The sequence below is a fragment of the Mariniflexile sp. TRM1-10 genome, assembly GCF_003425985.1.
Taxonomy (GTDB): Bacteria; Bacteroidota; Bacteroidia; order Flavobacteriales; family Flavobacteriaceae; genus Mariniflexile.
The window spans coordinates 334,661-353,872 of the sequence record NZ_CP022985.1 but is presented as its reverse complement, the minus strand read 5'-3'; the positions used below and the strand labels follow the sequence as shown (position 1 = coordinate 353,872).

19 protein-coding genes and 1 riboswitch are annotated in these 19,212 nt (G+C 33.1%); of the genes, 5 read left to right on the top strand and 14 right to left on the bottom strand.

All coding sequences use genetic code 11. The features are described from left to right. Positions 1–17 precede the first annotated feature (17 nt). The 9 genes from CJ739_RS01700 to CJ739_RS01660 form a co-directional block, all read right to left on the bottom strand. A complete protein-coding gene (locus CJ739_RS01700; protein ID WP_117172338.1) occupies positions 18–563 on the bottom strand; it encodes an acyl-CoA thioesterase in 546 nt (181 codons plus the stop codon). Then, entirely contained in the window at positions 556–1,269 is a 714-nt protein-coding gene (locus tag CJ739_RS01695; protein ID WP_117172337.1) for a DUF3307 domain-containing protein, read from the bottom strand. The genes CJ739_RS01700 and CJ739_RS01695 overlap by 8 nt, the downstream gene beginning before the upstream one ends. Continuing rightward, a complete protein-coding gene (locus CJ739_RS01690; protein ID WP_117172336.1) occupies positions 1,266–1,877 on the bottom strand; it encodes a transcriptional regulator in 612 nt (203 codons plus the stop codon). The genes CJ739_RS01695 and CJ739_RS01690 overlap by 4 nt, the downstream gene beginning before the upstream one ends. Positions 1,878–2,011: 134 nt before the next feature. Further along, entirely contained in the window at positions 2,012–2,353 is a 342-nt protein-coding gene (locus CJ739_RS01685; protein ID WP_117172335.1) for a DUF8785 domain-containing protein, read from the bottom strand. Between the two features lie 358 nt (positions 2,354–2,711). Beyond that, a complete protein-coding gene (locus CJ739_RS01680; RefSeq protein ID WP_117172334.1) occupies positions 2,712–4,040 on the bottom strand; it encodes a DNA recombination protein RmuC in 1,329 nt (442 codons plus the stop codon). Between the two features lie 84 nt (positions 4,041–4,124). Continuing rightward, positions 4,125–5,849 carry a tetratricopeptide repeat protein gene (locus tag CJ739_RS01675; RefSeq protein WP_117172333.1) on the bottom strand — a complete coding sequence of 575 codons (1,725 nt, stop codon included), beginning with the start codon at positions 5,847–5,849 and terminating at the stop codon, positions 4,125–4,127. 275 nt (positions 5,850–6,124) lie between these two features. Next, positions 6,125–6,919, bottom strand: coding sequence for an ABC transporter ATP-binding protein (locus CJ739_RS01670; protein ID WP_117172332.1), 795 nt, complete (start codon positions 6,917–6,919; stop codon positions 6,125–6,127). 199 nt (positions 6,920–7,118) lie between these two features. Next, complete coding sequence (locus CJ739_RS01665; RefSeq protein WP_117172331.1) at positions 7,119–8,150, bottom strand: FecCD family ABC transporter permease; 1,032 nt, start codon at positions 8,148–8,150, stop codon at positions 7,119–7,121. Then, positions 8,151–9,293 carry an ABC transporter substrate-binding protein gene (locus CJ739_RS01660; RefSeq protein WP_117172330.1) on the bottom strand — a complete coding sequence of 381 codons (1,143 nt, stop codon included), beginning with the start codon at positions 9,291–9,293 and terminating at the stop codon, positions 8,151–8,153. Between the two features lie 71 nt (positions 9,294–9,364). Further along, positions 9,365–9,652, top strand: a riboswitch (cobalamin riboswitch). 68 nt (positions 9,653–9,720) lie between these two features. Here CJ739_RS01660 and CJ739_RS01655 point away from each other — a divergent pair. Beyond that, positions 9,721–11,592 (top strand): TonB-dependent receptor plug domain-containing protein, encoded by a 1,872-nt coding sequence (locus CJ739_RS01655; RefSeq protein WP_117172329.1) that lies wholly within the window; start codon positions 9,721–9,723, stop codon positions 11,590–11,592. A 147-nt stretch (positions 11,593–11,739) separates the two neighbouring features. On the opposite strand, the gene CJ739_RS01650 is transcribed toward CJ739_RS01655, so the two are convergent. From CJ739_RS01650 to CJ739_RS01640, 3 genes are all read right to left on the bottom strand, one after another. Then, positions 11,740–12,456 (bottom strand): Dph6-related ATP pyrophosphatase, encoded by a 717-nt coding sequence (locus CJ739_RS01650; protein ID WP_117172328.1) that lies wholly within the window; start codon positions 12,454–12,456, stop codon positions 11,740–11,742. 55 nt (positions 12,457–12,511) lie between these two features. Continuing rightward, the gene (locus CJ739_RS01645) at positions 12,512–13,717 is read right to left on the bottom strand and encodes a hypothetical protein (RefSeq protein ID WP_162880096.1); all 1,206 of its coding nucleotides are present in this window, start codon (positions 13,715–13,717) and stop codon (positions 12,512–12,514) included. Positions 13,718–13,806: 89 nt separating this feature from the next. Beyond that, entirely contained in the window at positions 13,807–15,237 is a 1,431-nt protein-coding gene (locus CJ739_RS01640; RefSeq protein WP_117172326.1) for a GFO_1087 family putative carboxy terminal peptidase, read from the bottom strand. 146 nt (positions 15,238–15,383) lie between these two features. Here CJ739_RS01640 and CJ739_RS01635 point away from each other — a divergent pair, with 146 nt between their 5' ends. The 4 genes from CJ739_RS01635 (at position 15,384) to CJ739_RS01620 (ending at position 17,585) form a co-directional block, all read left to right on the top strand. Beyond that, the gene (locus CJ739_RS01635; protein ID WP_117172325.1) at positions 15,384–15,893 is read left to right on the top strand and encodes a GFO_1088 family ECF-type sigma factor; all 510 of its coding nucleotides are present in this window, start codon (positions 15,384–15,386) and stop codon (positions 15,891–15,893) included. Further along, the gene (locus CJ739_RS01630) at positions 15,880–16,380 is read left to right on the top strand and encodes a PG0215 family putative anti-sigma factor (RefSeq protein WP_117172324.1); all 501 of its coding nucleotides are present in this window, start codon (positions 15,880–15,882) and stop codon (positions 16,378–16,380) included. Before CJ739_RS01635 ends, CJ739_RS01630 begins: the two co-directional genes overlap by 14 nt. Positions 16,381–16,471: 91 nt before the next feature. Then, on the top strand, positions 16,472–17,032 hold the full coding sequence (locus CJ739_RS01625) for a GFO_1090 family protein (protein WP_117172323.1): 561 nt from the start codon (positions 16,472–16,474) through the stop codon (positions 17,030–17,032). 10 nt (positions 17,033–17,042) lie between these two features. Then, complete coding sequence (locus tag CJ739_RS01620) at positions 17,043–17,585, top strand: GFO_1091 family lipoprotein (RefSeq protein WP_117172322.1); 543 nt, start codon at positions 17,043–17,045, stop codon at positions 17,583–17,585. 53 nt (positions 17,586–17,638) lie between these two features. On the opposite strand, the gene CJ739_RS01615 is transcribed toward CJ739_RS01620, so the two are convergent. Both CJ739_RS01615 and purB read right to left on the bottom strand, forming a co-directional pair. Beyond that, on the bottom strand, positions 17,639–17,830 hold the full coding sequence (locus CJ739_RS01615; RefSeq protein ID WP_117172321.1) for a hypothetical protein: 192 nt from the start codon (positions 17,828–17,830) through the stop codon (positions 17,639–17,641). A gap of 8 nt (positions 17,831–17,838) precedes the next feature. After that, positions 17,839–19,182: an adenylosuccinate lyase gene (gene purB, locus CJ739_RS01610; protein ID WP_117172320.1), complete on the bottom strand. Its 1,344-nt coding sequence runs from the start codon at positions 19,180–19,182 to the stop codon at positions 17,839–17,841. Positions 19,183–19,212: the final 30 nt, after the last annotated feature.

Below are 19,212 nucleotides of genomic sequence, written 5' to 3'. Positions count from 1 at the left end.
TAGTTTTAGACAGTCTCTTAACTTTCAATCAAATCTATTTTAGCATTTTGATCTTTTAAAGAATCTAAATACAGCTCCATTTTAAATTCTGAAGTTCTAAACGCCGTGGTTCTGTTTTTTGCCTGTTCTTGTCTGGCAATACTTCTGGCAAAGCGTCTTACTTTATTTTTAGTGTCTAAAATAATTCCTGGAACAGGTACATTTTTTCCGTTTTCATCTTTAGCAACCATGGTGAAATAAGATGAGTTGCAATGTTTTTTTTCGCCGGTTTGAATGTTTTCGGATTCTACGCGTACCCCAATAACCATAGAGGTTCTACCGGTGTAATTAACTGAGGCTTTAAGTGTTATCAGTTCGCCAACTTCTATAGGATTTAAAAAATCGACTTTGTTTACCGATGCGGTTACGCAATAGTTTCTGGAATGTCTAGAGGCACAAGCAAAGGCGATTTGATCCATAAGGCTTAATATAAAACCACCATGGATTTTTCCGCTAAAATTGGAATGTGATGGCAGCATGAGTTGGGTTATGGTTACTTGTGATTCTTCGGTGGTTTTAAACATGTGTAATAATATAAGTGTATATAATTCCTGTAATGATGGCAATGCCAAAGCTAATGAGTGTGCCTATTAAAATGTATTCTGTAAGTTTTCGGTGTTTAGACTTTTTTAAATCCCCAAACCTAAAAACAGATTTTGCAGTTATTAAAAAACCAACGGCTTCCCAATGGTTAAATATGATGAAAATAAAAACTAAAATACGTTCTAAAATACCAATATACTTACCAGCATCTTCTAACGATTGGTTGTCTTTTGTTAGCTTTTCTATGTTCCATTTCGCAAAAATAATTTTCATGATAATAGAAACTGGAACGGTTAAGAATAATAAGCAAACCAATAACAGTAGACTGTTTTCTGTTACTATGTCATTTAGGTTGAATAGGCTTTCGGTATAAAGATAATAACACAAGAAAATGACTATAATATGAAGTAACTGATCTATAAAAAAGAATAAACGTTTTGTTTTTTTCTTTTGAATTAAAAGTTTTGTAGCATCAATAATTAAATGTGTGATGCCAATGGTTACAACAATAGGCCATAACGAAATATCCCAAAGAAAAATGCCGGTTAAAACAACATGAATTAAAACATGCAGATACAGCTTATCCGACTTTAGCTTTTTCTGTTCTTTTTCTTTGACCCATTTTTTAGGTTGAAGAAAAAAATCACCGATAATATGTGCTAACAAAAGCTTTATTAAAACTATCATAATGAATTCATTTTATGTCTGTACATGTGATCTAACTCTAAAATTTCTTCTAAATGGGCACGTTTTTGACGATTGCTTATCGCATTTTGACTAATGCCTATCAATTGTCCTAATTCGCTTTGTAGCGCCTTCGGGTTTTCTATGCTCAATTTTACAATTTCAGCTGAATTAACACTCCAACTATCCATGGTAATTAATGCGAATCTAAAATATAAATTTAATTCTTTGTTAATTTCGTTGTTCTTGGTTTTAATTCGCAAATTCTGTTTTTCCTTTTTCAAGGTTTCTATCATTTCTCCCGAAAATACAAAAGCTTCGCCATTAGATTCTGTAACATCATTTCCGTCATACGTTTTATTGCCAACACCAATCGCCAACCGAACATCTAAACCTTTAATCATTTTAATAGCGGCTTTTATATAAATAGCAGCCATAAAACTAGCATGATAATCTCTTATTTCTATTTGAAAACTGTCACCCCTGTATATTTCCCAATATTTGGTGTCAGCACTTAAGCCCGATAATACCTTCTTTAAGGTGATCATCCATACTTCAGGCTCTTTTTGTTTTCTAGAGTTTATAATATCTCCCGTTATAACGCTTGTCATTCAATTAAAATTTAAATATCACGCAATTACATGATAAATAAATATATCATTCAATTAAGTGATAAACAAATATATCATTTAATTACATGATAAACAAATATATCACACTTTAAGGTGATATGTTGTATGGGTTATCATTGTAATTCAACCTTTGTTACAAAATATTTGGTATCTCCCAACCAAAACAATGTTTTATAACGTTCAAAATAATGAAGCTTCACCATTTTGCCCTGAAAGTTATTTAAATCTTCAATCACCTGTTTTTCTTTGTCTTCAACTGAAAATACAAATCTTTGGGATTCAGAAACGCCTTGGCTTATTTCACCTTCCCAGGTTTTGAAAACCACGCCTTTATGACTGAACTTAATTAATTCGCCTGCTCTCACACCATTGCTGTAAGTGGCAAAATAAAGAAAACAGACATATACTATAATTATAATACCAATGCCAATACCAATTTTTGTGATGATTTTCATATGTAGATATTTATTGATTTTTAACTGTCTTATGTAATTGCTTCGCCTGTTCGCTATCGCTCGGGTCGTATATCTTCATTGGTATTTATCTCATCGGTTACTATTTTTTTTGGTATTCGATGATTTTCAATTGCGACCAATTTTCGGTCATGCTTATTTCATTATTTATTAATCCGTTGGGTGAAATTAAGAAAATTTAATTTATAATGAATTTTGATTATAATTTAAAGTCAATTTAGTACTCAAGTGTCAGTCTGAGTCTGTCGAAGACACCAGAAGATACATTTCGACAAGCTCAATGTGACAATTTATATAAAATTAGTATTGATAAAGCAATTACACCCAACGGGTTTATTTATTAATCTTGGTCTGAATCTCCATCAGCACGTTTTAGAAGTTTTTGGTTTTGTTCCTTGCTGGCTTTTGCTCCAAGAATTTTTAAATTTTCAACACGTTTGATTAGATTTCCTTTTCCGGTTAATTTAACCATAGCATTCTCATAAGATTTTTGAACGGTACCAATTTGGTTTCCTACTTTTATAAGTTCGTCTGTTAGATTAACAAAAGAATCATAAAGTTTTCCTGCCTGCGTGGCAATCTCTATGGCATTTGCTTTTTGTTTTTCATTCTGCCACATGGTATCAATGGTTTTTAAAACGGCCAACAACGTGGTCGGTGTTACAATAATGATATTTCTTTCAAATGCATCTGCATATAAACTAGGATGTTCCATGGAAGCAATCGCAAATGCCGATTCAATAGGTATAAAGAGAAGGACAAAATCGGGGCTTTCCATCTGATAAAGTTGATGGTAGTTTTTTTCTCCAAGTTCAACAACACGCTTTTTTACAGATAGCACATGACTTTTTAGATGAGGCAATCGCTCGCTTTCATCTGTTTCGTTAATATACCTTTCATAAGAAACAAGCGATACTTTAGAATCTATAATAAGTTTTTTATCTCCTGGCAGATGCACAATGATATCTGGCATAACCCTTCTACCATCATCATTTGTAAAACTTTGTTGAACAAAATACTCAAAATCTTTACGTAAACCACTACGTTCCAAAACCCTTTCCAAAACCAATTCGCCCCAATTTCCTTGCATTTTTGTGTCGCCTTTTAATGCTTTTGTTAGGTTGGTTGTTTCTTTGGTCATTTGCTCATTAAGCTCTTTTAGACCAATAATCTGTCTTCGCAAATCGGCACTTCTATTAATGTCTTCTTTATTGGTTTCTTCAACCCGTTTCTCAAAATTCTGGATTTTATCTTGTAGAGGTTTTAAAATAGCATCTATATTGTCCTTATTTTGAACCGTAAATTTTTTAGAATTTTCGTCTAAGATCTTATTGGCAAGATTTTCAAATTCTTTAGTAAATTTTTCTTGAAGCTTTTCGACCTCTATTTTTTGCTCCTCATTTTTAAGTTTTAAATTCTCAAAATCAGCTTGTTTTCTAGTTAATTCAGCATTTAATGATTCTTTTTCTTTTCTTATGGTTTCACGTTCATCTTCAGTTTTACCAAGGTGTTGTTTTAACTCATTTATGGTGTTTGCCATTTGGTTTTGGCGTTCTTCCAAGGTGCTTTGTTCGCTTTTACTTTTTAATTTAGTAATGGTCATACCAAGATAGGCACCAATACCTCCAGAAATTAGAATGGCGAGAATTAGAATAAGGTTGTCGTTCATTTAAAAAATAAGTTTGACCAAAGATAATTTTTTTAGTCGGAAGAACGAAAAATGATCTTATCAGATATGAAGGATTTAATTGTTTTATAAGATGGATGAGTCAATTTTTATATCGGCATCACTCCAAGCTTGATCAAATTCTTGTTTTATTTTTTTTGCTTCTGTCATTTTGCCTTGTGCTTTAAGACTTTGATATAATCCTGTTAAAGACCATCCGTTTTGTCTTAGTGTAAGTAAATCTTCATTATATATTTTTTCAGCTTCTTCATATTTTTTAGCTTTCATGAGTATAGCTCCCAAGTTTTGTCTAGTAGGGATATGCCATGCGGCAGGTTCGTTATAGATTAACCCATCTTCTAAAACAACAGCTTTTCTTAAGTGTTCTATGGCTGAGGTATAGTTACCTTCCAATCCAGCCAATTCTCCAGAAACAACCTCATAGGCTAATTTTGCAATGGTTGTTCCAGAATCAAATCCTGTAGCTATTATGGTTTCCATCTCAGGATCTTTAATCATTTCATTAATAGCATCCAGCTCTTCTTTAGCTTCTATAATATTGTTTTTTCTGATAAATGCAATACCCCTAGCGTAATGCCAAATAAGTTTTAAATGCTTAATGTTATCATTTGGTTTTGGATAGGAAAGAATATCATTCCACTTTCCAAATCTTGTATATGCCAGAAGTGGCGTAGCGGCAAAGTTTTGTAAAAAATGAAGGTCTTTCATTTCTCCTACTGGGACTTTCTCTGCTGTTTTTCTTGCAGCATCAATGGCCATTTCACTATTTCCTAAAAGACTAGAAGCCGACCAAAGAAAATGTATGTTATGGGGATAATAAACTAACGGATACATGCCTTGGGAAAAACATTGGGAAATATAATCTTCATCAGCTAAAATGGCTTGTTGATTTACTTTTACGGCATCTTTATATCTACCTACTCTAATATAAATATGGGATGGCATATGAACCATATGTCCAGCAGAAGGCATTAAAGCACCCAATTTTTCAGCACTAGGAACGCCTAGTTCTGGATATGGAAGTTCTACCATATGTATGTAATAGTGATTTGCACCGGGATTATCAGGGTTCAATTGCATGGCTTTTTCAAGAGCTGCTTTTGCTTCTTTAATATTTGGTGATGGGTTCCCTTTTTTGTCCCAATAATTCCAAGGTACGGTATTCATAACCGAAGCAGCGTATAACGTTTGAATGTCTGCATCTTCGGGGTATTTAGTGGCTACTTTTGCCATCGCTTCCGAATAAGCCATATTTAAAACAGAAACATCTTTCGATAAATCTTTAGAATATCTATGTGTTAATGCCTCAATGAGTGCTTGCTCTTTTGGAGTAGCTTCATAGGCCAGTTTCATCGCTTTTTCAATAGCCTCATTATATTTGTTTTTTCGTTCATCATCGGGTAAGGGGTCATTAATATTTGGTCCTAAAACATATGCTTGCCCCCAATAGGCCATAGCACATTTAGGGTCTAATCGTGATACTTCCATAAATGACCGATGTGCTTCTGCATGATTGAAACCGTAAGTAAGCCGTAGCCCTTGATTAAAGAAGCGTTGCGCTAATTCGTTTTTTGTATTCACTTTATAGGTATGGTTTCCAAGGTTTTCAAACAAAGGGGCAATCTGTTTTGTCGTATCTATATTTTCTAATAAGAATTTAGCGGGTGTGCAACTTATAGAATTACGGCCAATTTTTTTAGAATAGTCAAAAGTATCTACATTTCTTATTTTATATGAAATGGTTGCTAGCAGAATAATAGTAGTAAATAAAACGGTTAATTTGGTTTTCATATGTAAATATTTATTGTTTTTTAATGGTCATATGGTATCGCTTTATTTTCATTGGTTGTTTTGGTTTCCAAATCATGGCGATTTCATAATGTTCGAAATAATGTTAGTAAAGATCAATAGTGTTTGATCTATAGAATTCCTCGTAGCTCTGCCTCGGGATAGTGCATTTTGCAACTAGTTCTATAAGTAGATTCGAAAATTACTGTACTGGGTTGTTTATCAGGAGATAAGGTATGTGTAAATATAATAAATTTTAAGAAATCAATAAGGAAATATTACTTTTTCACCCGAAAACTTCCTGTTTTCTCATCAAAGGCAATTAAATCTTTAGGAAATAAAGCATCGAACACACCTTTTGAAATTAAATTACAAGGTGTATCGGACACCACTTGGTTAGGAGACATGACAATGAGCGTATCGCAAAGTTGAATGGACAAATCTATTTCGTGTGATGAAAATAGAATGGTTTTTTCAGTTTCTTTGGCTAATCTTTGAAGCAGTTTTAAAATATAGGCTTTGTGATACATATCCAGATGCGTGGTAGGTTCATCTAAAATCATCAAATCGGTATCTTGTGCTAAAGCGCGTGCAATCATCACTTTTTGTAATTGGCCATCACTTAATTCGAAACACCTTTTATGTTTTAAATCCGATATGTTGGTTTGGGTTATGGCTGTGTTGATAATAGAAATATCATGTTCAGATAGATTGCCAACCCAATTGGTATAAGGTTGTCTGCCCAATGCAACCAGCTCGAAAACCGAGAGGTTTTTTGACATCATTTGCTCGGTTAAAACCAGACTCATCACTTTTGCTAAATCAAGCGCCGGAAATTGTTTTATGCTTTTTCCATTGATAAAAATGTCGCCGTCTAATGCATTTTGAACATTGGTAAGGGTTCTTAAAAGCGTCGATTTTCCAATGCCGTTACCACCAACTAAACCAACCAATGCACCTTTGTGTAATTCAATATTAATATTTGAAGCTACAACAGTACGCTCTTTTTTAGAAGCATATCCAATAGATAGGTCTTTGGTTTTTAAAATGGTATGTTGGTTGTCTTTTGTCATTGATTTGATTGAGGTTATAAAGTTATAAAGTTATAAAGTTATAAGGTTATAAGGTTATGGAGTTATAAAGTTTCAAAGTTACAGAGTTACAGAGCTACAAAGTTTCAGAGTTTCAAAGTTTTAAAAGAGTCTAATTTGTCTAACAAGTCTAATTTGTCTAACAATCTAACAGGTCTAACAATCTAACTTGTCTAATAATCTAAAAAACCATTTTCCGTTTCCTAACCAGCAACCAAATAACCACCGGCGCACCTACTAAAGATGTAATGGCATTAATTGGTAAGGTGTAATCGCTATTGGGTACTTGCGCAATGCTGTCGCAAATAAGCATGACGATGGCACCAAATAAAAAAACGGCTGGTAATAATATTTTATGATTGGATGTATTGAAAACCTGTCGTGTTAAATGCGGAATGGCTAAACCTATAAATGCGATGGGTCCCGTAAATGCCGTAATGGTTCCTGCCAATAAACTGGTTGCAATAATAATTACAAACCGACTTCTTTTAATGTTCAAACCTAAACTTTTGGCGTAATTTTCACCTAAAAGCATGGTGTTTAACGATTTTACAGAGGTTAAACTTATTATGAGGCCTAGGCAGTAAATGATAAAAAAGATCATTAACTCATCCCAAGATAAATTCCCTAAGCTACCAAAGCCCCAGAAAATGTATTGTTGCAGTTGTTGTGCAGACCCAAAGTATGAAAGCACGCTTACAATGGCTGCCGTAATGCTTGCAAACATCAGCCCAATGATAAGTATCGCCATGGTATCACGCACTTTTAATGATACCATTAAAACCGCCAGCAACACTAAAAAACTACCTAAACTGGCAGCAATGACAATGCTCCATTTTGAAATTAAAAACGTCATGAAAACACCGCCAAATACCGAGGAGCCCAGAATGACCAATGCGACCCCTAAACTGGCTCCCGAACTTATACCCAACACAAAAGGGCCTGCTAATGGATTTCTAAATAAGGTTTGCATTAATAAACCTGAAATGCCCAAGCCAGAACCAACTAATATAGCGGTTAAGGCTTTTGGTAACCTATAATTTTGAATGATGTGTTGCCATGTTTCCTGTTCGGTGCTACTGCCTATAAGACTATTGAAAACATCTTTAAGCGGAATATAAACAGACCCCAAACTTATGTTTGTTAAAAAACAGAGCATCAGTATAAGAAATAATACCAAAAATGACAGGTTATATGTTTTTGAATTCGGCAATTATTCTAAAGGTTTAAAAAAGTAAAGGTCATGATTTTTTAAGAGTTCTGGATGGCAAATTTTAATAAGATCTTTTAAAATCAAATCGGGTCGGGTAGAACCCAACTCAAAATATAAAATACCGCCGGATTTTCCTGTGGTACTTATAGATGAATAGATAGTGTTGTTTTGAAATGCTTCAAACATGGCATGATGCGAATTCCCGTTTTTAAGGGCTTCCTTACTGGTATAATTAGATGGACTTAACCAAATATCAGCATCTTTGGCTTTGGAATAAACGGTTTCAAAATTAAGCGATAAGCTGCCAGTACCTTTGGAGTCGTTCCACAAATAATTGGCGTTGGCATCCTTTAAAAGTTGTGCTTCGGTGCTGGTGCCATTGGGCAAATACCAAATGTCGTTATGCATGGCACCACTTAGAATAGTAGGTTGGTTTTTAGTGTTTTTAGCCAATTTTTTAGCTTCCAAATAATTTTGTTCAATGGTATTGAAAACAGCATCGGCTTCTTTTTCTTTATTGAATAGTACCCCAAAAAACTTAACCCATTCGGCTTTAGCAAGTGGCGATTCTTCAACCCAATCGCCATTAAAAATTACTGGAATCCCCGATTTTTTTATGGTTTCAAAAGTCCGGTTGTTGCCATCAATACCAAAACCAACAACAACATCTGGTTTTAGTTCTAGCAATACTTCGGTATTAATGCCTTCGTTTTTGCCTAATTCACGAACCAAGCCGTTTTCAATTCTATTTCGGGTTTTTTTAGAAGAAATATAATCGATTCCCGGAAAGCCAACCAATGTTTGCTCCACGTTCAATAATTCTAAGGAAGGAATGTGTGTGGTTGATGTTACGACCAGTTTTTTAATGGGAATCGTAATAATACCTTCAAATTCATCGCTGTTTAATGTGATTTTTGGTAGCATCTCTTCTTGAACTAAAGCAAACCGATAGGTTTTCTCAGCTTTTGGCCACGGATTTTTTATTTCTAAAATTTTATAAGTGCCATAATCTATAACCGAAAATCCTTTGGCATAGTTCAATACTAATGATTCGCCTTCAAGAACTTCGGGAAGTTGTTTGTTAGGGTCGTTTTTACATGCTATGAAACATATAAACAAAAAGAATAAGATGGTTTTTTTCAAGAGTCGGTTTTTTACTTTTTTCAAAAGTAAGATTATTTAATCTTTTGAATAAATCATTATACAAAATGTTTACTTTTGCAGCGAAATTTGGTTTTATCTATTCAAGTAGATGAATTAAAAGGGAATCTGGTGCGTTGATTTACGAATTTAGATTTAAGATTTACGATTGTTGAAATCGTAATTCGTCAATCGTAATTTAACAATTCCAGAACTGTTCCCGCAACTGTAAGTTTTTGCTGAACTTGTTTCAGCACCCCATTTAGGGATGTTATTTACTTCTAAAAACCACTGGCTTTAATGTTGGGAAGGTTAAATAACATAAAACAAGTCAGGAGACCTGCCTTTTTTCAAAACAAATAAGTTAAACTTTCGGGATAAAAGTTTGCGTATGATAATCCATGCGATTCTCGAGTAATTTTTCATTAAAATGAACAAAAAAACAAGTGTTTTTGGTGTACTGTGTTTAAGTATATCATTATGTGGCTTTGCGCAACAGCAAATCGATTCAACAAACGTGCAGCAACTTGATGAAGTCGTTGTTTCTGATTCACGTTTCCAATTAAAGCGTGAACATTCAGGTAAAACGGTTATTAAAATTTCAAGGGCGGAAATTGAGAATAACCAAGGGCGAAATATTTCCGAATTAATAAATGCCAAAAGTGGTATCGAAATTAATGGAACCAGAAGTGTTGAAGGTATAAATTTAGGATATTTTGTAAGAGGAGGTAACAATAGGCAGGTTTTGGTGCTTATTGATGGTGTTCAAGTAAACGACCCGTCTCTGGTTGCCAATGAATTTGATTTGCGTTTGATAGATTTAAATACCGTAGAATCCATCGAGATTATTAAAGGTGCTGCCAGTACATTATATGGAAATTCGGCTGCCACGGCGGTCATTAATATTACGACTAAAAAAGAATCTAGAAAACCAATATCCGCTAGTTTTTTATCGGTGGTAGGGACCAACCAATCGGCCGATGCCCAGAATTACCATGGTGCCAGTTTTAATAACAACGTATCTGTAAATGGAAGTCTGGATAAGCTTAGTTATTTAGCAAGTTTTGCAAACAGGTATGTTGATGGTTTATCTGCAGCAAAATCTGAAAATCCTGAAAAGGATGCATTTTCAAGATTCAATACAAATTTAAAATTAGGCTATACCTTTTGTGATGCTTTTGAATTATCTGCTTTTGCAAGTTATGATAAGCTAAGAACCGATACCGATGGTTTTCCACCACCAAACTATATCTTAGCAGATACAGATGATGCTTATAAAAATGAGCAAAAAAGGGTTGGGATTTCACCAAAATTCACGTATGCCAACGGAAGTTTTCAGGTGAATGCTGCTTACACAGAAATAAACAGGGAAAGTATTTCGGATTTTGTTACAAGTTATGAAGCGGAAAGTTATGTGGTTGATGCTTTTAATAAATATGTTTTTGATGACACATTTTATACCATTGTTGGATTTAACTATGCTGATTATAACACACTGTTTGATCAAGAACGATCTTATACAACGTCCGATCCTTACATAAATGCGGTGTATGTATCAGGTTTCGGATTGAATTTGAATGCTGGAGCTAGATTGAATAACCATAGTGAATATGGTTCCTATCTTGTTTATAGTTTTAACCCATCGTATACTGTTGAAGTAAATTCTGGATATGTTAAGGCTTTGGGGTCGTACGCCACATCGTTTATAGCACCTAATTTATCGCAGTTGTTTGGGTTTTTTGGAGCAAATCCAGATTTAGAGCCAGAAGAAAACAGAACCATTGAAGGTGGTTTGGAATTTTCGAATAGAAAAGGATTTCGTTTGAACGGACTTTATTTTAACCGTAAAGAAGACAACACCATTATTTATACAACTGGTTACCAAAATGCTACGGAAAGTGCCACAGTTCATGGGTTGGAAGTTGAAGCTGCATTTAACATAATTGAAGATTTAACAATTTCTACAAATTATACGTTTACGGAATTGCAAGACGGTTTACGTTTGCGCCTGCCTAAGCATAAAGTGAATGCTAATTTTGGTTATAATTTTTCAGAAAGAACTTATACATCATTAACTTACCAATTTATTGGAGACAGAACTGATACCGATTTTTCAACATATGAAAACGTGGAATTAAAATCATTTTCTTTAATTGATTTATATTTTAGTCAGAAACTAATCAATAATAAAGTGAAACTTTTTGCAACTGTAACCAATCTTTTTAATGAAGATTACAGTGAGATTATTGGCTATACAACCAAAGGTAGAAACGTGAGTTTAGGATTGAATTTGAATTTTTAAAAAATAGATTGAAAAAAGAGGCTAAGAAGTCTAGTTCTATGTCATGTTGAGCTTGTCGAAATATTTTAACTTACTGGTAATCAATATCGGTTTCGACAAGCTCAACCTGACAAATTAAATTTAAAGGACTTTTTAGCCTCTTTTTTTTTATGGAATTAAATCACAATACCAAATTCCATATTTGTCATTTTTACAAATAGAATCGTCTTCTGTTTTTGGGTTGTCATATTCACGATATACCTTTTCACCTGTAGTAAACGGAATGGGGTTTTTGAAGATAGGACCATCAAAACAAAAGGTGTGAAATTCGCCATTTTCGCCACAAGGATCGACACCTTTGGGTAAATTATCAATAAAATTTTTGTCTATAATTGTTCCAACAAAGTCTTCATTAAAGTATTTTGAATTGGCACAAACAACAATGGTTTTAAAACCTAAATCTAAAAATTCATTAATAAGTTCTTTAGTGTTCCGTTTCCATATTGGAAATACAGCTTTTAACTTTTGCTTGGCTAATTGCTCTTCCCTATAAGTTCTTAAATCTTCCAGAAAAATATCGCCAAAAGCACTATGTGTAAAACCTTCGCTTTTTAATCGCGATACGGTTTCTAGCATTTTTTGCTCGTAGATTTCCATACTAGGCATTTCAGGTAGCTCTATAAGATTGGATGTTATGTTTACAGCTTCTGTTTGAGCTATTAAGAGTTCCTTTCTAAGCCCATGCATAGACACACGATTGTAATGGCTATTTATGGTTGTAATTAATTCATCAACAGCATACCGACCATCTTGTAGTAAATAGTAAAGAGCTAGCGCAGAGTCTTTTCCGGAACTCCAATTAAAATAGGTTTTGATTTTTTGCACAAGCTTTTTCTTAATAAATGATTTTTTACTTTTAAGTTAAAACGACATACTTCAATTATGGCTCATGAGGTGATGGCCCTCCCGTATATGTCCTTCCAGTAGTTAATCCAATCTTTTTTACAAAAGTATTGTTTATATATAATGCATAAACACCATCATATAAATGACTTACATCAACTGTTGGGGTTAGACCATGTAATGTCCGTAAGTAGTTTAATTGTGTATACCAAATATTTTGAAGCCTTAGATAATTTGTATCAGATGTAAATTCGTAATCTATATCTAAAGTGCTACCATTTGAATCAATTTTTAAAGCTATTTTTCCAGTAGTTGGTTTTGTATACTTAAATGGTATATATTTAACATTGTCGGTAATACTTTCATTAGATTCATTATTTACGTTATTATTATAGTCAACATCAACAATCATATAATATGTTTTATCGTTTTCTAAATTTAATGAGGAAATGTTGTCATAAAAATATTCAGAAAAAGTAACTGTTTTTTCTGAGTTTGCACTAATAGCTCCTGCATTACCTATTCTATATTCATAAACAGGCTTAGTACCAATGCTAGGGTATTTTGCTTCTTCTGAAACCAATAGCTTATAATTAGAAGACGCTGCATCACCATCATCATTATTATTTATAGTTAACGTAAAAGTATGATTTTCTCCATATTTAAAAATAGGTGTGCTATTTGTTGTTGCTGTAGCATCATATGTAGTTGAACCAACTTTAACTTTAAATCCAGAGAGTGTCAGGTTTGGTTTTGAGTTAGGATTAGAAGTATTGCCACAAGGGAGTCTACTTGCAAACCTGCTCGTTGCACAAACTTCAGAACCTAGAGGAAGCATACTTTCCTGAATAAAACCTCCAAAGAACCATGACTTGTATAAGACTTTAGTAACTCGTAAAGCTATTGTTGATCCATGCTCTCCATTATAAGCGCAATTTTCATTTTCATACCACGATATAAAATACAAATAACCATTACTATAGCTACGATCATAAGAATTAGTGTTCATGTTCACTGTTTTTAGTACATATCCATCTGTTGCAATTAGCTCAAACTTAAAACTATAGTAAATCGAACTTGGTGTAATTGGGTTAGGCTGATCACCACTCAATAATGTATTGGTTGTGTAGTAAAATCGCTGAGTCTTGTCTATTGGTTCAGCTTCATAAGCATTGCCACATTGAGCTTGAGATTTTGAATATGAAATGATAATTAATAAGGAAAAGAGTAAAAGTTTTTTCATGATTATAAATTTAAATTTCATAAAAATAAGAAAATAAAACTTATTGTAAGTAAAAAAAACATTTTATTCAATACAAAGCCTACATGTAGTTATTTAATAACCATCCCTCCTTTGTTAGGATTAAGTTCGTTGCTATCTACTATTAGTTTCAAAGATAATTGTTTTGTTTTTGATTTGATTACAGCTATTTTTGCGGTTGAGTTTTCAATATCAGCCAAGGCGAGTGCTAATAAGGGTTCGTTTACATCTCCCAAAACACCATAGTTAAGAGGTTTTTCCTCATATTCAAATCCAATAGATGGAGTTAATCCTGTATTTGGTACTTTCATGTCATTTTTATTCATGGCATCAGCGACAAGAGGTTGCATTGCATAGGTGTGATTTGGATTTGCACCTTCTCTTTCAAAATTTGGAGAATCATAAAGTGTCCTAGAGGCTTGTGTTTTACCTGTTGTATTTGTTCCTATTTGAATAACTGTAATATATGGGGTCAATCCGTTAATGAGGCCTTCGCTTGCAGAGGCAGATCCTTTAGTGGTTAATACATAAAGTTTGCTTAGACCTAAGCTATTAATTGTATTTCCTTTTTCAATTTGATCAGTAAAATTATAATTGGTAGATTCAAAATTACTGTTATAAATCAGTTTAGTGAATAACTGCCCTTTAAATTGTCCTGTAATCATACTTGCCAAATAAGTTTCTGTACTGACACTTCCACCGGGATTGTATCTTAAATCTAAAACTAGATGCTGTACATTATTAGACTTGAAGTTACTAAAAACAGTATTTAGTTCATTTTCTGAACCTCCAATAAAGCCATTATAAACTAAGTAGCCCACATTTTCACCACCAATATTAAAAATTTCTGTTTGGTAAACGGGGTTTTCTGTATATACTGCTTTGGTTAAATTAATAGTTTCACCATTAGGAACAATAGTATCATCAGTAGTTTCTGGTGTTCCATTGTCATCAAAAACACCCATATTTAAAGTATAAGATTTTTGACTTAAAAATTGAGAATAGTTATTTTCGTTTAAAGCATTGCCATCAATACCATAAAAAATATCGCCTCGTTCAAGACCATTAGTATCTGCACTAGTATTAGGAAGTACCAATCTAACTACGCCTATAACTTGAGTGGTGCTGTTAGGTGCAAAAAATAAACTAAATTCCATACCGTTTACAATTGAAGTTCCCTGAAATTGCTGTTGCAAAGCTATATAATCATCTACAATCCAACTGAATCTATCAATGGTTTCTCTTTGATAAATTAGACTTTCAAATAAATCTTCAGGATTTGAAAAACTGTTTAAATAATCGGCATATACTTCGTCTGTTGTAAACTTGTCGTTTGCAAGGTCAGGGATATTATCTTTATATAAATAAAAAATATTCATCCCTTTCCAAACAAAATCGTTAATTGAACTTGCTGAAATTTGGTTGTCGTCGCTATCTTCAAAACAACTGGTACTTAAAAAGGAAACGATTACTAATAGAATTAGGGCTTTATAATTTTTCATAAACAATTTTTAATACTTAGCTTTCAAACTTAAAAATAGCTATATTATTATGTAAATATAAATATTTTGTAACAAAACAGATGGTCGTTCGTCGTAATCTCAAATAACCTTAACTAAGTTGTTTTTAAACTAATCAAACCAAAGTAATGACTCAAAACGAGTTTTTAAATATTGTGATGCCTTTTAAGGATAAAGTATTTCGTTTAGCAAAGCGATTACTGGTTTCTACCGAGGAAGCAGAAGATGCCACACAAGAGGTATTTTTGAAGTTATGGAATAATAAAACAAAATTTGAAGATTATAAAAACGTTGAAGCGTTTTCAATGACGATGACCAAAAATTATTGTTTTGATAAATTAAAATCGAAACAAGCACAAAATTTAAAAATTGTACATAGTAATTATGAAGACGGCAGCGCATCATTGCAAAAACAAGTTGAGTTAAACGATAGCGTTCATTGGGTGTCAAAAATTATTGAAGACCTGCCCGAACAGCAAAAATTAGTCATTCAATTGCGGGATATAGAAGAATACGATCTAGACGAGATAGCAAAAATGTTAGATATGAACAATACAGCAGTACGGGTAGCCTTGTCTAGAGCCAGAAAAACAATAAGAGAAAAATTAACTAATACACATAATTATGGTATTAAATAATATAGAAAATTTACTAGAAAAGTACGAGAATGGAGAAACATCCATTAAAGAAGAGCGAACGTTAAAAAACTATTTTTCACAAGAAACCGTTGCACCACATTTAGAAATGTACAAACCTATGTTCGTGTATTTTTCAGAAAGTAAGCAAGAACAGTTTACTAAACCCCTTCCATTAAATCCCGACAACTATCGGAATAAAAAGGTATTTAATTATAAATGGATTGCTGTTGCAGCTGTAGCTGTTCTTATGTTAGGAATTTATTTTAAAGAACCTGTTGTTACATCTTATGAAGACTATGTCTATGGTACTTACGATGATCCCGAAGAAGCGCTTAACGAAGTCACCAAACAGTTAGCAATGATTTCAACTCATTTTAATAAAGGAGTTTCAACTGTAAACTATTTAGATAAAGTAAACGAAGGTACAGAAGCCCTTGGGTATTTGAATGAAATAGAAAGCGCCACAAGCATCATTTTTAAAAATTAATAATAAACTCATTTTCGGTTAAAAACAAAAGTCAAAATGAGTCCAATCAAAAAACGAACAAATAAATAAAATCAATTTAAAAACAAGTAAAATGAAAAAGAGAGTAATAGTACTAATCATGGCAATTATGTTATTGCCAATAACCGGAATGGCCCAAGATATTTTTGAAAAATACAGCGATAATTCCGATGTAACCTATGTATCCATTAAACCCAAAATGTTTCAAATGATAGCCAAAATGGGTATTAATGTTGATGAGCCAGAGGCAAAAGCCTATATGGATATGGTAAAAAGCATCACCAGTTTTAAAACCATTGTTACCGACAACAAAACCATTTCTACAGATATTGGCAAATGGGTTAAATCGCGCTCCAGTTCTTTAGAAGAGTTAATGGAAGTGAAAGATGATGGTGCTGAAGTGAAATTTTATGTAAAAGAAGGTAAAGACGCAAACCATGTAAAAGAGCTGTTAATTTTTGTAAATGGGATTAATAAAGTAATGAAAGAATCTGTTGAGATAAATGGACAACAAAGGCGTATTGAAACGGTTATTGTGTCGCTTACAGGAGATATCGATTTAAACGAAATTTCTAAGTTAACCGAAAAAATGAATATTCCAGGAGGTAATCATTTAGAGAAAAAGAAAAAGTAAACCATCAATCATGAACCGAACAGTCACCTATATTATTTTAGCTCTCATTGCAACTGTTACACTAGTAAGTTGTAATGATGGTGCTAGTTTACAACGTTATTTTGTAGATCACCAAGAATCTAAAAATTTCATGACACAAGATATTCCAATATCTATGTTAAAAATAGACGAGACTAAATTTACCAATGAACAAAAGGAGGCTTATAACTCTGTAGAGCGTTTGAATTTTTTGGGCTATAAAGCCAATCAAACAAACGAAGAAACACTAAAAGTAGAATTAGCAAAAGTTAAAACTATTTTGAGCAATGGAAAATATAAGGACCTTGTAGAATTTAGCGATAGAGGTAATAAAGTAGTCGTTAAATATATTGGAAACGATGAAGAAGCGGACGAAGTGGTTGTTTTTGGAAGCTCTAAAGAATTGGGTTTTGGAATTGTTCGGGTATTGGGTGATGATATGAGTCCAGATAAAATGGTGACTTTGGTTAGTATTTTACAAAGCGCTCAGGTTGATAAAGGACAAGTTCAGGATATTATGAACTTTTTTAAATAAATTATAGTATTTCTAATAGTAAAAAGGTTTGCCTGAATTTTGGCAAACCTTTTTTATTTTAAATTGTTTTGTTTTTCTTTTTTGGATTTAGAATAGACCACAAAAAAGTTAGTTAAAATTATTAAAAATATGATAGTTAATAGGGTTTTGATAAGGTAACTATCTAAAACATCTAAAATTCCAGACACAAAAATACCGCCGGCCATAACGCCACAAAGTATTAATGATTGTCTATCGTTTAGCATAGTTAAATTTAAATCCCCGTATAATTACTAGGTGTAATACGTTTTAATTCGTCTTTTATTGTGTTAGACACCTCTAAAGTATCAATAAAATTAGAAATGGAGTCTTTGTTTATTTTTTCATTAGTACGCGTTAAACCTTTTAAAGCTTCATAAGGGTTCGGATAAGCTTCTCTACGTAATATGGTTTGAATCGCTTCTGCAACTACTGCCCAATTGTTTTCTAAATCTTCAGCAAACTTAGCTTCATTCAACAATAATTTATCCAATCCTTTTAATGTTGATTTAAAACCAATCAATGTATGTCCAAAAGGTACGCCCACATTTCTTAAAACAGTGCTATCGGTTAAATCACGTTGCAATCTCGAAACAGGTAGTTTAGAAGATAGGTATTCAAAAATAGCATTCGCAATTCCTAAATTACCTTCGCTGTTTTCAAAATCTATGGGATTTACTTTATGTGGCATGGCGCTACTGCCAACTTCACCTGCTTTAATTTTCTGTTTGAAATAATCCATAGATACGTATGTCCAGATATCTCGGTTTAAATCAATTATAATAGTATTAATACGTTTTAAAGTATCAAACAAAGCAGCCATATGGTCGTAATGTTCTATTTGTGTGGTTGGAAATGAGTGGTGCAGTCCTAATTTTTCTTGGACAAATTTGCTGCCAAATGCTTTCCAATCAATGTTTGGGTATGCGACATGGTGTGCATTAAAATTTCCGGTAGCACCACCAAATTTAGCGGCATTAGGTATATTTTTCAGTAAATTAAATTGCTCTTGTAATCTTACTACAAACACTTCAATTTCTTTACCAAGTCGGGTTGGAGATGCCGGTTGCCCGTGGGTTCTTGCTAACATAGAAATAGCCGCCCAATCTTTTGATAATGTTTTTAGCTTGTTTGATATAATGGTATATTCTGGCACATAAATAGTATCCATAGCTTCCTTAATACTTAAAGGAATAGCGGTGTTGTTTATGTCTTGTGAGGTTAATCCAAAATGGATAAATTCTTTGAATTGTGATAAGCCTAGCGCATCAAATTTTTCTTTTATAAAATATTCAACAGCTTTCACATCGTGGTTTGTAACGCTTTCAATCTTTTTAATTGCCAACGCATCCTCATTACTAAAGTTTTTGTAAATAGCTCTTAAATTATCAAAAACACTTGTGTTTACAGCCTTAAGTTGTGGTAACGGAATTTCGCAAAGCGCAATAAAGTATTCTACCTCAACAAGAACACGGTATTTTATTAAAGCTTCTTCAGAAAAAAATGGGGCTAATTCGTTTACTTTATTTCTGTATCTTCCATCAATTGGAGAGATGGCGTTTAAAGGTGATAATTGCATGTGTTGTTTGATTTTTTGAAGCTGCAAAGA

Excerpts from the sequence above, each read along its gene's own strand:
- CJ739_RS01700 (WP_117172338.1), bottom strand. The coding sequence starts at position 563 with ATGTTTAAAACCACCGAAGAATCACAAGTAACCATAACCCAACTCATG.
- CJ739_RS01695 (WP_117172337.1), bottom strand. The coding sequence starts at position 1,269 with ATGATAGTTTTAATAAAGCTTTTGTTAGCACATATTATCGGTGATTTT.
- CJ739_RS01690 (WP_117172336.1), bottom strand. The coding sequence starts at position 1,877 with ATGACAAGCGTTATAACGGGAGATATTATAAACTCTAGAAAACAAAAA.
- CJ739_RS01685 (WP_117172335.1), bottom strand. The coding sequence starts at position 2,353 with ATGAAAATCATCACAAAAATTGGTATTGGCATTGGTATTATAATTATA.
- CJ739_RS01680 (WP_117172334.1), bottom strand. The coding sequence starts at position 4,040 with ATGAACGACAACCTTATTCTAATTCTCGCCATTCTAATTTCTGGAGGT.
- CJ739_RS01675 (WP_117172333.1), bottom strand. The coding sequence starts at position 5,849 with ATGAAAACCAAATTAACCGTTTTATTTACTACTATTATTCTGCTAGCA.
- CJ739_RS01670 (WP_117172332.1), bottom strand. The coding sequence starts at position 6,919 with ATGACAAAAGACAACCAACATACCATTTTAAAAACCAAAGACCTATCT.
- CJ739_RS01655 (WP_117172329.1), top strand. The coding sequence starts at position 9,721 with ATGAACAAAAAAACAAGTGTTTTTGGTGTACTGTGTTTAAGTATATCA.
- CJ739_RS01645 (WP_162880096.1), bottom strand. The coding sequence starts at position 13,717 with ATGAAAAAACTTTTACTCTTTTCCTTATTAATTATCATTTCATATTCA.
- CJ739_RS01640 (WP_117172326.1), bottom strand. The coding sequence starts at position 15,237 with ATGAAAAATTATAAAGCCCTAATTCTATTAGTAATCGTTTCCTTTTTA.
- CJ739_RS01635 (WP_117172325.1), top strand. The coding sequence starts at position 15,384 with ATGACTCAAAACGAGTTTTTAAATATTGTGATGCCTTTTAAGGATAAA.
- CJ739_RS01630 (WP_117172324.1), top strand. The coding sequence starts at position 15,880 with ATGGTATTAAATAATATAGAAAATTTACTAGAAAAGTACGAGAATGGA.
- CJ739_RS01625 (WP_117172323.1), top strand. The coding sequence starts at position 16,472 with ATGAAAAAGAGAGTAATAGTACTAATCATGGCAATTATGTTATTGCCA.
- CJ739_RS01620 (WP_117172322.1), top strand. The coding sequence starts at position 17,043 with ATGAACCGAACAGTCACCTATATTATTTTAGCTCTCATTGCAACTGTT.
- CJ739_RS01615 (WP_117172321.1), bottom strand. The coding sequence starts at position 17,830 with ATGCTAAACGATAGACAATCATTAATACTTTGTGGCGTTATGGCCGGC.
- purB (WP_117172320.1), bottom strand. The coding sequence starts at position 19,182 with ATGCAATTATCACCTTTAAACGCCATCTCTCCAATTGATGGAAGATAC.